The following is a 13,255-nucleotide window of genomic DNA, read 5'->3' as shown; positions in this document are numbered from 1 at the left end:
CCGGAGTGGCGGACCAGCCCCCCCCGGCCCCCACGCCGCCCCGCCGCCGCCCCCGGCGCCCCCGGGCGGGCCCCCCCCCCCCCCGCCCCCCGTGTCCGGTGGGTACACTGCTTAGACACACACGGGAGTCCGCCAGAGCGGGCTGAGAGGGAGCGAACCGCGCTCCGACCGTCGAACCTGATCCGGATCATGCCGGCGCAGGGAGGAGTCATCGCGATGTCCACTGGTGCACCCACCACAACGTCCACCGAACGTCCGGTCGTGAAGCGCTCGCTGCGCTGGCGGGTCGTCGACATCGTCGTCGCCGCGGTCCTCGCGGTGGCCGTCGGCGTCGTCTTCAAGCTCTGGGACGTCGCCTACGAGCCGATCGGAGCCGGGCTCGGCCTGGTGCTCCCGGGCTCGCAGGCCCTGGTCGGCGGCGTCTGGCTCCTCGCAGGGCCCCTCGTCGCCATCGTCGTGCGGAAGCCCGGCGCCGCACTCTTCGGCGAGATCGTCGCGGCCTCGGTCGAAGCGATGCTCGGCACGCAGTGGGGTTGGGGGACACTGGTCTCCGGTCTGGTGCAGGGCATCGGCGCCGAGATCGTCCTCGCGCTGTTCCTCTACCGAGTGTGGAAGCTGCCGGTGGTGATGCTCGCCGGAGCTGCGACCGGGCTCGCGCTCGGCCTGAACGACGCATTCCGCTACTACGCCGGTGCGACGGTCGCGTTCCAGGTGACGTACGTCATCTGCGCGATCATCTCGGGCGTCGTCATCTCCGGTCTCGGGTCCTGGCTGCTCGTCCGCGCCCTCGCCCGCACCGGCGTGCTGTCGTCCTTCGCGGCCGGACGGGAGCACGGGCGGCGACCTCGAGCCTCCGCAGCGTGACGACCGTCCCCGCTCGGATCGCCTTCTCCGGCTGGGGCTGGCGCTATCCCGAGCGGCGCACCTGGGCCGTCCGCGGCGTCGACCTGGTCATCGAACCCGGTGAGCGCGTCGCCGTCGTCGGGCCGTCCGGTGCCGGGAAGTCGACGCTCCTCCGCGCCGCGGCAGGTGTGCTCGCCGATGATCCGGATGATGCGGACGACACGGCAGCAGCAGTCGAGGGGACGGTCCTCGTCGACGGAGTCGCACCCGTGTCCGTCCGCGGGCGGGTCGGCCTCGTCATGCAAGATCCCGAGGCCCACACCGTGATGTCCCGGATCGGCGACGACGTGGCCTTCGGATGCGAGAACCTGGGTGTCGAGCGCAGCGACATCTGGCTCCGGGTGCGCCATGCGCTCGACGTCGTCGGACTCGACCTGCCGCTCGACCGCTCCACCACGAGGCTGTCCGGCGGTCAGCGACAGCGGTTGGCGCTCGCGGGTGTCCTCGCGATGCGGCCGGGTGCGCTGGTGCTCGACGAGCCGTGCGCGAACCTCGACCCGAACGGTGTCGTGCAGGTCCACGACGCCGTCCGAGCCCTGCTCGACGACACCGGGGCCACGCTCCTGGTCGTCGAGCACCGCATCGGCACCTGGCTCGACCTGGTCGACCGGCTGGTGCTCCTCGAGCAAGGTGGCGGAGTCGTCGCCGACGGGGCGCCCGACGTCGTGCTCGCCGAGCACGCCGACGCGCTCGAACGTGGCGGCGTGTGGGTCCCGGGATCTGAGCCCACCCGCGGTTCGGCTCGGAGCGCGGGCCGCGACGCCCTCCGCGCTGCTGCACTCCGTGGCGCTGCCCTGCCCGACGCTGACCCCCGTGGTCCGGCCCTGCCCGGCGCTGCGCGAGCGGGCGGAACACCAGGGCTGCAGACGACTGGGGCGGGGGAGTTCCGCCCACTCGGCGTCGGCGCCGGCGTCGGCGTCGACCCCGACCCCGACGATGCTCGCCCGTCGCGCGCGGGCGGAACACCAGGACCGCCCGCCCGCGCGACCCCGGCATCTCGCCCGCTCGGCGCGGGTGAGGGCGAACGGCAGGCCCCACTCGCCGCCGGTGGGACGCTGCTGCTCCGGGCGATGGGCCTCGCGACGAGCCGGAGCCCCGGCCGCAACGCAAGCCGGAGCGCCGGCCGAACCGGGAAACGGCGCGGCAGCGACCGGATGCAACACATCGGACACGACATCGACCTCGAGGTCCGGAGCGGCGAGGTGCTCGCCGTCACCGGGCCGAACGGCGTGGGCAAGAGCACGCTCGGCCTCACCCTGGCGGGACTCCTCCGTCCCGCTGGCGGAACGCTCGAAGCCAGCTCGGACCTCCTCGGAACGAAGGGGGCTCCGACCGATCCCGCGCCGCACTCCTGGTCCAGTCGGGAGCTCGCCGCCCGCATCGGCACCGTCTTCCAAGACCCCGAACACCAGTTCATCGCCGCCTCGGTCCGCGAGGAACTGGCCGCCGGGCCCGCCGCGCTCGGGATGCCCGCCGCCGCGATCGACGAACGGGTCACGGAACTGCTCGACACCTTCCGGCTCGACCACCTCGTGGACGCCAACCCGTTCACGCTCTCCGGCGGCGAGCAGCGGCGGCTCGCGGTCGCAGCGGTCATCGCGACACGCCCGCCCGTCCTCGTCCTCGACGAACCCACTTCGGGGCAGGACCGGGCCACCTGGAGTGCAGTCGTCGAGCAGCTCGGGGCACTGGCCGACGCCGGGACAGCCGTCGTCGTGGTGACGCACGACCGCGATCTCGTCCGAGCGCTCGACGCCGACGAGGTCGTCCTCCACGCGGACGGACTGACACCGGCCGTGCCCGGCGTCCGGTCCACCGGGGAGTCACGGTGACCGCCCCGGTCACCGCAGCGAGCGGACGGACCGGAACCGAGCCTCCCGTCCAGCCCGGGCGTGGCGCGGGGAGTGTGCAGCCGGTGGCGTCGTTGCTCGGAGTGATCGCCCTCGGCGTCGTCCTGGTCCTCAGTCTCGACCTGGTGTCGGCCGCGACGGCACTGCTGCTGGAACTCGCGCTGTTGCCGGTGCTCCGGATCCCTGTCCGGACGCTGCTCCTCCGGACGTCGCCGGTCCTCGTCGTCGTCCCGCTGACCGGGGTGAGCATCGCCCTGTACGGGCAGCCGTCCGGGCGTGTCTGGTTCGACTTCGCCTTCGCGCACGTGACCGACGGATCGTTGCAGCTGGCACTCGCGACGATGCTGCGCGTGCTCGCCGTCGGCATCCCGGGCATCGTCCTCTTCATCCGATCGGACGTCACGGACCTGGCGGACGGGCTCGCGCAGATCCTGCGACTGCCGGCGCGTTTCGTCCTCGGCGCCCTCGCCGCGATCCGCATGATGACCTTGCTCGGCGACGACTGGCGTCAGCTCGCGATGGCACGGCGCGCCCGGGGCGTGGCGGACAGCGGGCGCCTCCGTCGCGGCCTGTCGATGGCCTTCGGCCTGCTCGTCGTCGCGCTGCGTCGAGCGACCACCCTCGCTGTCGCGATGGAGTCCCGCGGCTTCGGCGCGCCCGGCCGGCGCACGTGGGCGCGTCGCGTCCGGTTCGCCGGACCGGAGTGGGCGATGTGTGGCGTCCTGCTCGGCATCGGCGCGGCGGCGGTCCTCGCCGCCGTCGCCTCGGGGACCTGGCGTGCCTGAGACGGACGCGTCGGCCAGGTCCGAGACCACCGGTGACGGACTGGAGGCGCGCATCGCCTCCGCCCGCGCGCTTGCCTCCCGCGCGCGGTCCGCGTTCCGAACCGCTCGGAACAGCCGTCTCATCGTCCTCGTCGATGGTCGCTCCGGGACCGGCAAGACGACGCTCGGGAACGCGCTCTCGGGGGAACTCGACGCGACCCTGGTGCACCTGGACGACATCTACCCGGGGTGGGACGGCCTCCAGGAAGCCGCCGACGCCGTGGTGCGGGACGTGCTCGGGGTCCCCGCCGGCTACCGGCGCTGGGACTGGACGAGGTCCGAGCCTGCTGAGTGGGTGCCGGTGGACGCCTCTGCTCCGCTCGTGATCGAGGGCTGCGGCGCGTTGTCCCGCGCGTCGGCACCGCTGGCGACCTTCCGGGTGTGGCTCACCGCGGACGAGGGGGAACGGCGTCGTCGCGCACTCGACCGCGACGGTGAGGCGTTCGCGAGGCAGTGGGAGCGGTGGGCCCGGCAGGAGGAGGCGTTCATCGCCGCCGAAGCGCCGCAGACCCTCGCCGACGAGGTGCTGCGCTCGGAGGAGGACTACGCCCAGCCGAGCTCGTGCAGCCGTTCGTCGTCGATGCCGTAGAAGTGCCCGATCTCGTGCACGAGGGTCGTGTGCACCTCGTCCTTGAGCTCCTCCAGCGTGTCGCATTCGAGCAGATGCTGTTTCCGGAAGACGACGATCCGGTCCGGTAGTTCCCCGAAGCCGTACTGGCCACGCTCGGTCTGGGCGACGCCGTCGTAGATGCCGAACAGGTCCGAGCCGTCCTCGGGCTCGTCCTCGACCACGAACACGACGTTGTCGAGCCCGTCGACCATGTCGTCCGGCAGGAGATCGAGTTCGTCGGTCACGAGCTGCTCGAAGTCCTCGGTCGACATCTCCATCACGGGAGGATCGTGGCACAGCTGACCGGACGTGTCCTGGTGGGCAGATGGCATCTCCGCTGGCAGCGGCTCTCTGCGGTCGCCCCGCGCGGATGCATTGGGCCGTGTCTCCGTGCACGACGAAGGCCCCCGTCCATCGGACGGGGGCCTTCGTGAATGGGGTGAGTAACGGGGCTTGAACCCGCGACCTCCTGGACCACAACCAGGCGCTCTACCAGCTGAGCTATACCCACCATGTGTCAGTCCGGCGAGCCGGAGCAACCACTCGATTGTAGTACATCCGGACGCCGGCCCGGACCACCATCGCTACTCGGTGACTTGGGCGGTGGTTTGAGGGGTCGCAGCGGACACCGGCTCCGGGCCGGACTGCGGCGCCAGGCCTGACTGCGGCGCCAGGCGGGACTCCCACTTCGCGACGACCTCGGCGGCGATCGCCTTGACGTCGTCGCTGGCGGGCCCGGGCTCCGGGGTGAACCCGGCACGGCGGTAGTACTCGAGCTCGCGGATCGACTCGAGGATGTCGGCGAGCGCGCGGTGGCCACCGTGCTTCTCGGGGGAGTTGAAGTACACGCGCGGGAACCAGCGGCGGCAGAGTTCCTTGATGCTCGAGACGTCGACGCTGCGGTAGTGCAGGTGGTTGTCGATGCGCGGCATGTACTTCGCCAGGAAGGCGCGGTCGGTACCGATGGTGTTGCCGGCCAGGGGAGCGGTGCCCTCGGCGGGGACGTGCGCGAGGATGTACTCGAGGACCTGGTACTCGGCGTCGGCCAGGCTCACGCCGTTCGGGATCTCGTCGATGAGGCCCGACGTCGTGTGCATCTTCGTCACGAAGTCGTTCATGTTGTCCAGCGCCGACTGGTCCGGCTTGATCACGATGTCGAACCCGGGGTGGACCGGATTGAGGTCGAAGTCGGTGATGACCACCGCGACCTCGACGAGTTCGTCGACGTCGACGTCGAGCCCCGTCATCTCACAGTCGATCCAGACGAGGCGGTCGTTCGCGGCAGACATGCAGCAATCCTACTTCCGCGCACCGACACCCCGCGGCTCCTGTGGATCGGCAGCGCTGGTGCTCCGGGGCCGGCGCGCGGTGCCCCGGGCCCGGGTCGGCGTCCGGGTCCGGGTCCGGGTCCGGGTCCGGGTCCGGACCCGGGTCGGCGTCGGGTCCGGGCGCCGTCGGCGCGCGAGAGGGCGGAACACCAGGGGACACCCACGTGTGCCGCTGCTCTTCCGCCCGCTCGCGGTGGGTGCAGGTTCGAGCGCCCGCACGGGAGGCCCGCAGCCGGTCCTGCGGGCGGTCGTCGGGCCTCCAGTCCGTCCCGGCGCGCGAGCGGGCGGAACACCCGACGCCCGGCAAGGCCCGCCCTGGCATTCCGCCCGCTCGACGGCTCCGGAGCGGGGATGCGTGAGGGACGCGTTCGAGAGGGTCGTGCCCGGACCGCGCGGTGGCTCAGGTGCCTCCTGCCCGGCCTTGCGCGCGAGCGGGCGTAATCCCGGCGGGCAGTCGCGGCGCACCCTTATGTTCCGCCCGTTCGCTGCTGCTGCGCTGCGCCCGGGAGGCCCGCAACAGGTCCGTCGGGCGGGTCGCGTGCCTCCCGCTCGGCCAGCGTCCGCGAGCGGGCGCAATTGCGGCAGGCGAGCGCGCAGCGCCCTGGCATCTCACCCGCTCACCGGGACCCGGGAGCGGGCGCGTAGCGGACTGCGCCCGGGAGGCCCGCAACCGGTCCGTCGGGCGGGTCGCGTGCCTCCCGCGCGGCCAGCGTCCGCGAGCGGGCGGAACCCCGGCAGACTAGCGCGCCGCGCCCTGGTATCTCGCCCGCTCACGGCGCCCCGAGCGGGCGGAATCCCGGCAGGCGAGCGCGCAGCGCCCTGGTATCTCGCCCGCTCGCCACGCCCCGCCCCGAACGCATCCACGCCCCGCCCCGGACGCGCCCCGCCCCGGACGCACTGATGGCCGGGCCCGCACCGCGGACCCGGCCATCGCCGACCGGAGGAGCTACGCCATCTCGCCGGCGGTGATCGCCTCGGCCTCGACGCGCTCCGGCTCGACCCCGTCGTCGACGCGCCGCAGCACCTTCGTGGTGAGCACGACGACCAGGAACGCGACGGCCACGGAGATGCCCGCGAAGACGTACGCGGCGCTCGGCGAGTACGCGTCGGCGAGGAGCGTCGCGACGGGCGGGGCGATGGCGCCACCGATGAAACGGACGGCCGAGTAGGCGCTGGAGGCGACGGAGCGCGGGAGGTCGGTCGCCTCCATGACGCACTCGGTGAGCACCGTGTTGAGGACACCGAGCACGAGTCCGCCGATGACGACGCAGACGATGAGCCCGGCCTGGGACCGCACGACGACGGCCGCGGCGAACAGGTCGAGCGCGAGCAGGGGCAGCGCGAGCTTGAGGACGCTGGTCCGACGCATCCGCGCGGTGAGCATCGGCGCGACCCACACCGAGGTGATCGCGAGGCCGACACCCCAGCCGAAGAACGTGAAGCCGATGCCGAGCGCTCCGAACCCGAGCGGGAACGGCGTGTAGGCGAGGAGCACGAAGAAGCCGATGTTGTAGAACAGCGCGGTCGCGGCCAGGGCGGCGAGGGCCGGTCGGCCCAGGGCGCGGAACGGTGCGGAGAGCTTGGTCGGCGTGGGCTTCTCGAGCGTGCCGGTCTTCAGCAGGACCACGATCGCGATGAACGCGACGGCCATCAGGGTGGTGACGCCGAAGAACGGGCCACGCCAGCTGACGGAGCCGAGCAGACCCCCGACCAAGGGTCCGACCGCGATGCCGAGGCCGAGTGCGGCCTCGTAGAGGATGATCGCCGACGCGGTCCCACCCGATGCTGCGCCGACGATGGTGGCCAGTGCGGTCGAGATGAAGAGCGCGTTGCCGAGTCCCCAGCCGGCGCGGAACCCGATGATCGTCCAGACGTCGTTCGACACGGCGGCGAGCACCGAGAACAGCACGATCAGGGCGAGCCCGATCATCAGGGTCTTCTTCGCGCCGATCCGGCTGGACACCCAGCTGGTGAAGAACATCGCGACACCGGTGACCGCGAGGTAGCTCGTGAAGAGCAGTTCGGTCTGCGCGGGCGTGGCCTGCAGCGACTCGGCGATCGCGGGGAGGATCGGGTCCACGAGGCCGATGCCCATGAAGGCGACGACGCAGGCGAAGGCGATCGCCCACACCGCCGACGACTGCTTCAGGATCGAGCCGGACTGTCCGGCGGGTGCGTGCGCGTTCACGCGGTGGTCTCCGTTCTGGTCCTCGCTGCGATGAGGGCCGATGCGTCGTGCAGGATGTCCCAGTCGTCGTCGGTGAGGTCCTCGAAGAGGGGCCCGACGGTGCTGGTGAGTGCGGCTCGCCACGCGACGAGTCGTTCGCGTCCGGTGTCGGTGATCTCGATGCGCTGCCCGCGCGAGTCGTCGGGGTCGACGGTGCGTGAGACGAGTCCGTCGGCGGTCATGCCGGCGACCAGGCGGGTCATGGTCGGTTGCGACACACGTGAGGCGCGGGCGAGTTCGCCGAGCCGGAGTGCGTCGTCGGCCTCGAGGATGCCGAGGGTCCGCCAGACGGCGGTGGACGTGGTGTGGCCGGTGGCCTGGAGCGCGGACCGGATGAGCCGGTTGACGGAGACGAGGAGCGTCTCGATGGTCTGTTCCCGCGCTTGTTCCACGGTGGAACTATATAGCGTTGCTATGGATCCGGCAAGGAGGCCCGGCACACCTCCGCCAGGACACGGACCTCCGCCCTCCGGTCACGATGCGCTGGACGGCGGTGCCCCCTGCCCTGGTAGAAGGGAGACATGACCGACATCACCATCCACGAGGGCGACGAGTTCACCGCCATCTTCCACGAGGGCCCCTTCGACGGGACCACGGACACCCGCACCGCCACGAGCGACGCGCTGGACGACGAGGTGACGGTGTTCGCGGACGTCGAGGGCCTGCAGACCGCCTTCACCTACAAGGCCACCGGCTCCCGCCAGGTCCTCGACCAGATCTCGGTCGACTACACGTTCGCGCCCGACCAGTCCGACCCGGTCGACGACCTGCAGGACCGCGGCGACCGCTCCGGCGAGTTCGACCGCGAGTAGCAGCCACTGACAGTGCCCCCGGTCGTCGCGGACGACCGGGGGCACTGTCGTTCAGACACTGTCGGCCGAGGCATCGTCGTCCGATCGGGAGTGTCCTAGCCGCAGTCGTCGTTGCACCACACCATGCAGGTCGATCTCTGGACGTCCGCGTTCTGTGCGCCGTGTGCCGCCGCTCGTCGGGTCGTCGGCGACGCCGCGCGTCTCGTGCCGGGCCTCGTCGTCACCGAACGGGACATCGCGAACGACCCCGAGCGCGTCGAGGAGCTCGGCATCCGGTCGACCCCGACCGTCCTCGTCCGTCGCGACGACGGCACCGAGGTGTTCCGCTCAGCGGGCGTCCCGACCCGTGACCAGTTCCTCGTCGCGGTCGCGAAGGCGCTCGACTGACACCGGTGCGACGACCGGCGTCAAGGCTGGACGCACCACCCGCCGGGCCTGTCGCACGGATCGCTTGACGGCCCGGATCGGCGTCCCGATGAGCGCCGCCACTCGGCCGATCACCGACCGGTCGTGATCGCCGAGCGCGTTCCGCCGCTCCCACGCCCGCCGCAGCGCACCACCCCGACTGCGTCTGGCAGCAGGGCGGTCGACCAGCCGTCCGGCGTCCCGGAGGCGCATGAGCTCCTCGGCACGGTCCGCCCAGTCGTCGTCGGCTGCCGTGTGGAAGTAGTTGTCCGCCATCCACTCCGGACGCACCCTCCCGAAGCGACCGTGCACCAGGTCGTCAGCCGTGCCCTCGAGCCCGCTGTCGACGAACACCTCGTTGATGAGGGACCGTGAGGTGCCGAAGTCCGTCAGCGTCAACGCGGGCACACCCCGGGCAGCGGCTTCGAGGACGGCCGTCGAGCTGATCGTCACGAGCGCGACGGCCCGGTCGAGGTGCACCGACATCGGCCCAGCTTCGACCACGAGGTTCGACGGCGCATCGGCCGGCAGCAGATCGGCGTACGGGAAGGTCTCGCGGTGCGTCTGCTGCTCGCCGGCGGCCGCGCGGGTCTTCACCACGACACGCCACTCCGGGTGGGCCCGGGCGGTGTCGGCGAGCCAGCAGACGACGCGGCGGCGGTCGCCCTCCTCTGCGGGCACGCTCGGCTGCGCGGCGAACACCACGGAGTCGCGCACCACCCCGGCGCGCGGGGCTCCCGTCGACCGGGCGAACGGCAGCGTCGCGAGGGCGAACGACGGCTCGACACCGCCGGCGGTCGCCAGGCTCCGGTACTCGCGGACCTCGCGGTGGCTGTGCAGCACGAACAAGTCGGCGCGCGCCCGCAGGAACACGCCCTTCCACTTCGCCGGGAACGAGATGCCCGGCAGCCCGCTCACCAAGACCGGCCGCCGCGGGACCGAGCGCAGGACCTGGTCGATGAGGACCTCCGCAACGGGGCCGATGCAGGACACCAGGACCGCATCCGGCGGGTCGGCCTGGAGGCGCGCCACCACCTCGTCCACGCTCAGCGGCTCGGGAGGTGCGAGGTCGATCGGCCCCAGACGGGCATCGACGTCACGGAACGCCGCCCGCAGCTGGGCCGGACTCGCCGACCGTGGCGTCGCCACCGTCAGCAGTTCCAGCGACCAGTGCGCCGGTGCCGCCGAGAGCAGGTGGGCGCCCCACTTCGCGAACGAGTCCGTGTCGACCAGGCCGACCACCCGTCGGCGGCGAGGCGGCGTGCCGGCGGGGTGGCGCGCCTCCCGGCCGGCAGCCCCCGTGTCGTCGTTCGCCGCAGCGCTCACGCACCCACCCGACGGAGCTTGGCGAGGGGCGCCTGCTCGCCGGGGAAGATGCGCTTGACGCCGTCGCCCATCGCCGTCTCGATGATGCGGATGTCGCGCACCAGCGTGCGGAGACCGTGCGGCTCGAGCGATGCGGCGTGGTCCGACCCCCACATCGTGCGGTCGAGGGTGATGTGCCGCTCGACGGCCGTGGCGCCGAGTGCGACGGCCGCCAGGGAGATCTGCAGGCCCGGCTCGTGACCGGAGTAGCCGACCGGCACGCCCGCGTAGGCGTAGCGGGTGGCGAGGGTCTCGATCATGCGGAGGTTCGCCTCCTCCGGGGGGAGCGGGTACGTCGAGGTGGCGTGCAGGAGCACGAGCCGCTCGGTGCCAAGGGTCGAGACGGCGCGGTCGATCTGCTCCATCGTCGACATGCCGGTCGAGAGGATCACGGGCTTGCCGGTCGCGGCGACGGCGGCGAGCATGCCGAGGTCCGTCACCGACGCCGAGGCGATCTTGTAGGCGACGACGTTCAGGTCCTCGAGGAAGGCGACCGACGGCTCGTCCCACGGCGACGCGAACCAGTCCAGGCCACGGAGGGTCGCGTGGTCACCGATCTCGATGTACTGGTCGCGGTCGAACTCGACGCGGTAGCGGTAGTCGAGGTAGGTCATGTCGCCCCAGGGGGTGCTGCGCGGCATCGACTTCATGTGCTCGGGCGTCGAGATCTCCGGCGTCCGCTTCTGGAACTTGACGGCCTGCATGCCGGCGTCGGCAGCGACGTCGATGAGCTGCTTGGCGATCTCGACGTCGCCGTTGTGGTTCAGGCCGATCTCGCCGATGAGGTAGGCGGGGTTGCCGGCGCCGATGGTGGAGAGGCCGATGCGGACGCTCATGGTGCTCCGTTCTCCGCGGCGGAGATCCGCGCGGGGTGAGGGTCAGTGGGGCGGGGTGCGGGGGCGCTGGTGGCGCTGGTGGTGGCGCTGGCGGCGGCTGGTTCGGGGGCGCTCGTGCGTGAGCGGGCGGAAGCGCTGGGTGCGTTCGCGTGGGGGGCTGGCACTCCGCCCGCTCGCAGGGTGGACGTGCGTGAGCGGGCGGAAGCGCTGGGTGCGCTCTCGTGTGGGGCTGGTGTTCCGCCCGCTCGCGGAGCGGAGGCGCGTGAAGGGGCGGATGCACCGGGTGCGCTTGCGCGTGGGGCTGGTGTTCCGCCCGCTCGCGGGGTGGGAGCGACCGGGGAGGCGACGGCGGGCTGGTCTGCGGGGGCGGCCTCGACCTCGACCTCGAGGAGGGGCGCCAGCGCGGACGCGAGGGCCAGGTCGTGCGGCTCGTCGATGTCGATGGCAGTCGAGGCCGGGACGACCGCCAGCTCGACGCGGCCCACGAAGCGGTGGCGGGCCTCCCGGAAGGCGGCGACGCGGACCGCGTAGAAGGCGCCGGTCTCGCGGAACTCCGGTGCCCGGTCCTGGCGGCGCGGGCGTGTGGCGGCGTCGTGGTTGACTGCGACGGCGGAGCCGTCCTCGGCGAGGCGCCAGAGGAAGGCGTGCGAGGGGGCAGCGGCGAGCACGGAGTCGGCCGCACCCTCGAGGACACGCCCGACGGCCCGGTCGAGGTCGGCGGGGTCGATGAACGGTGACGTCGCCTGCAGGAAGAGGAGGACCTCCGGAGCGGGATGCTCGCCTGCCTCCGGCGCCTGAGGCGCGACCGTGTCGAGTGCGTGCAGGAGCGCGGACTCCGACGAGGCCTCGTCACCCGCGAGGTCTGCCGGGCGCCGGACGACCCGTGCCCCGGCCGCGACGGCCTCCGCAGCGATCGCGTCGCCGTCCGTGCTGACGACGACCTCGTCCACCGTCTCGGCGGCGAGGGCTGCCGCGACCGCGCGTGCGACGAGCGAGCGGCCCGCGACCTGGCGGAGGTTCTTGCCCGGGATCCCCTTCGAGCCCGCTCGCGCTGGGATCACCGCGATGACACGGGGCTCGGAGCTCATGGGGGAAACGTAGGGAGCGGCGGTGACGCTGAGAGGAACGGCAGGGAGACGGGCGGCGAACCGTTCCGGAAGGGGACGCAGGCGGGCGGCCGTGCGGCTGGCCGGGAGGCGCGTGGTGCGTGAGTGGGCGGAGTACCCGGGTGGGTGGGCCGGGAGGCGCGTGGTGCGTGAGCGGGCGGAGTACCCGGGTGCGGTGGGGCCCGGCCCTGGTGTTCTGCCCGCTCACGCCGGTCGCCCGCTCGCGCCGGGTGCCCGCTCACGACGGGCGGGCCGCTCGCGCCGCGTGGGCTGGTACGGGTGGGCAAACCTGGCCTAGGGTCGGGGGATGCTCGGCGCCGATGACGTCCTCGATCCGCCGCCTCGACGGGTCCTCGTCGCGGGGACGGCCGGCGTCGGCAAGACGACGACGGCGCAGCGGATCGCGCGGGCGATCGGCGCTCCCCACACGGAACTCGACGGGATGTTCCACGGGCCCGGGTGGACGGTGCTGCCCGACTTCGGGGCGCGGGTGGACGAGATGACCTCGGCTCCGACCTGGGTCTCCGAGTGGCAGTACCGGCAGGTGCGGCAGCTCCTGGTCGATCGCGCGGACACCCTCGTCTGGCTCGACCTGCCGAAGCCGGTCGCGTTCGTCCGTCTCCTGCGACGGACGATCCGGCGGCGCCTGCACCGCACGGTCTTGTGGAACGGCAACGTCGAACCGCCGCTGTGGACGTTCTTCACCCGCAGCGAACACATCCTGCGCTGGGGCATCGCGAAGCGGAACGAGATGCGGCAGCGGGTACCGGTGCTGGCTGCCGACACCCCGCACCTCCGTGTCGTCCACCTGCGATCGCAGCGGGAGATCGAGCGGTTCGTCGGGCGGCTGCGCACGCGTACCGAATAAGATCGTCGGCGTCCGCCCCCGTAGCTCAGTGGATAGAGCAGGTGGTTTCTACCCACCGTGCCGCGGGTTCGATTCCTGCCGGGGGCACCGACGACGAAGGCCGCCACCCGGTGATGGGTGG

Annotated in this window: 14 protein-coding genes, 2 tRNA genes and 1 riboswitch; of the genes, 8 read left to right on the top strand and 8 right to left on the bottom strand. The window is 72.4% G+C overall.

The window, feature by feature from the left end:
* The first annotated feature begins 111 nt into the window (after positions 1-111).
* A riboswitch (TPP riboswitch) is annotated at positions 112-222 on the top strand.
* The 4 genes from QCD68_RS15225 (at position 217) to QCD68_RS15210 (ending at position 4,166) form a co-directional block, all read left to right on the top strand.
* A complete protein-coding gene (locus tag QCD68_RS15225) occupies positions 217-864 on the top strand; it encodes an ECF transporter S component (RefSeq protein ID WP_301223633.1) in 648 nt (215 codons plus the stop codon). (Overlaps the previous riboswitch by 6 nt.)
* Positions 861-2,735 (top strand): ABC transporter ATP-binding protein, encoded by a 1,875-nt coding sequence (locus tag QCD68_RS15220; protein WP_301223632.1) that lies wholly within the window; start codon positions 861-863, stop codon positions 2,733-2,735. Before QCD68_RS15225 ends, QCD68_RS15220 begins: the two co-directional genes overlap by 4 nt.
* Positions 2,736-2,818: 83 nt before the next feature.
* Positions 2,819-3,538, top strand: a complete 720-nt coding sequence (locus QCD68_RS15215) for an energy-coupling factor transporter transmembrane component T family protein (RefSeq protein ID WP_301223631.1) — start codon at positions 2,819-2,821, stop codon at positions 3,536-3,538.
* On the top strand, positions 3,531-4,166 hold the full coding sequence (locus tag QCD68_RS15210) for an ATP-binding protein (protein WP_301223630.1): 636 nt from the start codon (positions 3,531-3,533) through the stop codon (positions 4,164-4,166). Before QCD68_RS15215 ends, QCD68_RS15210 begins: the two co-directional genes overlap by 8 nt.
* Here the strand turns inward: QCD68_RS15210 and QCD68_RS15205 are convergent.
* The 5 genes from QCD68_RS15205 to QCD68_RS15185 form a co-directional block, all read right to left on the bottom strand.
* Positions 4,121-4,465 carry a metallopeptidase family protein gene (locus tag QCD68_RS15205; protein WP_111075930.1) on the bottom strand — a complete coding sequence of 115 codons (345 nt, stop codon included), beginning with the start codon at positions 4,463-4,465 and terminating at the stop codon, positions 4,121-4,123. The two genes, QCD68_RS15210 and QCD68_RS15205, sit on opposite strands and share 46 nt — an antisense overlap.
* Before the next feature lie 157 nt (positions 4,466-4,622).
* Positions 4,623-4,698, bottom strand: a tRNA-His gene (locus tag QCD68_RS15200).
* Between the two features lie 73 nt (positions 4,699-4,771).
* On the bottom strand, positions 4,772-5,476 hold the full coding sequence (orn, locus tag QCD68_RS15195; protein ID WP_301223629.1) for an oligoribonuclease: 705 nt from the start codon (positions 5,474-5,476) through the stop codon (positions 4,772-4,774).
* 985 nt (positions 5,477-6,461) lie between these two features.
* Positions 6,462-7,703: an MFS transporter gene (locus QCD68_RS15190; RefSeq protein WP_253461954.1), complete on the bottom strand. Its 1,242-nt coding sequence runs from the start codon at positions 7,701-7,703 to the stop codon at positions 6,462-6,464.
* Positions 7,700-8,134 (bottom strand): MarR family winged helix-turn-helix transcriptional regulator, encoded by a 435-nt coding sequence (locus tag QCD68_RS15185; protein WP_301223628.1) that lies wholly within the window; start codon positions 8,132-8,134, stop codon positions 7,700-7,702. The genes QCD68_RS15190 and QCD68_RS15185 overlap by 4 nt, the downstream gene beginning before the upstream one ends.
* 129 nt (positions 8,135-8,263) lie before the next feature.
* Here QCD68_RS15185 and QCD68_RS15180 point away from each other — a divergent pair, with 129 nt between their 5' ends.
* Both QCD68_RS15180 and QCD68_RS15175 read left to right on the top strand, forming a co-directional pair.
* On the top strand, positions 8,264-8,554 hold the full coding sequence (locus tag QCD68_RS15180) for a hypothetical protein (protein WP_111075934.1): 291 nt from the start codon (positions 8,264-8,266) through the stop codon (positions 8,552-8,554).
* Between the two features lie 123 nt (positions 8,555-8,677).
* Positions 8,678-8,941: a thioredoxin family protein gene (locus QCD68_RS15175; protein ID WP_111075935.1), complete on the top strand. Its 264-nt coding sequence runs from the start codon at positions 8,678-8,680 to the stop codon at positions 8,939-8,941.
* Here QCD68_RS15175 and QCD68_RS15170 read toward each other — a convergent pair.
* Genes QCD68_RS15170 through QCD68_RS15160 form a run of 3 tightly spaced genes read right to left on the bottom strand, consistent with a single transcriptional unit; the run spans position 8,882 to position 12,248 of the window.
* The gene (locus QCD68_RS15170) at positions 8,882-10,285 is read right to left on the bottom strand and encodes a DUF6716 putative glycosyltransferase (protein ID WP_301223627.1); all 1,404 of its coding nucleotides are present in this window, start codon (positions 10,283-10,285) and stop codon (positions 8,882-8,884) included. The two genes, QCD68_RS15175 and QCD68_RS15170, sit on opposite strands and share 60 nt — an antisense overlap.
* Positions 10,282-11,160 carry an N-acetylneuraminate synthase family protein gene (locus tag QCD68_RS15165; RefSeq protein WP_253461971.1) on the bottom strand — a complete coding sequence of 293 codons (879 nt, stop codon included), beginning with the start codon at positions 11,158-11,160 and terminating at the stop codon, positions 10,282-10,284. The genes QCD68_RS15170 and QCD68_RS15165 overlap by 4 nt, the downstream gene beginning before the upstream one ends.
* Positions 11,157-12,248 carry an acylneuraminate cytidylyltransferase family protein gene (locus QCD68_RS15160; protein WP_301223626.1) on the bottom strand — a complete coding sequence of 364 codons (1,092 nt, stop codon included), beginning with the start codon at positions 12,246-12,248 and terminating at the stop codon, positions 11,157-11,159. Before QCD68_RS15160 ends, QCD68_RS15165 begins: the two co-directional genes overlap by 4 nt.
* Positions 12,249-12,573: 325 nt before the next feature.
* Here QCD68_RS15160 and QCD68_RS15155 point away from each other — a divergent pair, with 325 nt between their 5' ends.
* Positions 12,574-13,134, top strand: coding sequence for an AAA family ATPase (locus QCD68_RS15155; RefSeq protein WP_301223625.1), 561 nt, complete (start codon positions 12,574-12,576; stop codon positions 13,132-13,134).
* A gap of 14 nt (positions 13,135-13,148) precedes the next feature.
* Positions 13,149-13,221, top strand: a tRNA-Arg gene (locus tag QCD68_RS15150).
* Positions 13,222-13,255 lie beyond the last annotated feature (34 nt).

This window comes from Curtobacterium sp. PsM8 (genome assembly GCF_030433875.1).
Classification (GTDB): domain Bacteria; phylum Actinomycetota; class Actinomycetes; order Actinomycetales; family Microbacteriaceae; genus Curtobacterium.
This window is presented reverse-complemented; position numbering and strand designations above follow the sequence as displayed.

Excerpts from the sequence above, each read along its gene's own strand:
- QCD68_RS15225 (WP_301223633.1), top strand. The coding sequence starts at position 217 with ATGTCCACTGGTGCACCCACCACAACGTCCACCGAACGTCCGGTCGTG.
- QCD68_RS15205 (WP_111075930.1), bottom strand. The coding sequence starts at position 4,465 with ATGGAGATGTCGACCGAGGACTTCGAGCAGCTCGTGACCGACGAACTC.
- orn (WP_301223629.1), bottom strand. The coding sequence starts at position 5,476 with ATGTCTGCCGCGAACGACCGCCTCGTCTGGATCGACTGTGAGATGACG.
- QCD68_RS15180 (WP_111075934.1), top strand. The coding sequence starts at position 8,264 with ATGACCGACATCACCATCCACGAGGGCGACGAGTTCACCGCCATCTTC.
- QCD68_RS15165 (WP_253461971.1), bottom strand. The coding sequence starts at position 11,160 with ATGAGCGTCCGCATCGGCCTCTCCACCATCGGCGCCGGCAACCCCGCC.
- QCD68_RS15175 (WP_111075935.1), top strand. The coding sequence starts at position 8,678 with ATGCAGGTCGATCTCTGGACGTCCGCGTTCTGTGCGCCGTGTGCCGCC.
- QCD68_RS15160 (WP_301223626.1), bottom strand. The coding sequence starts at position 12,248 with ATGAGCTCCGAGCCCCGTGTCATCGCGGTGATCCCAGCGCGAGCGGGC.
- QCD68_RS15155 (WP_301223625.1), top strand. The coding sequence starts at position 12,574 with ATGCTCGGCGCCGATGACGTCCTCGATCCGCCGCCTCGACGGGTCCTC.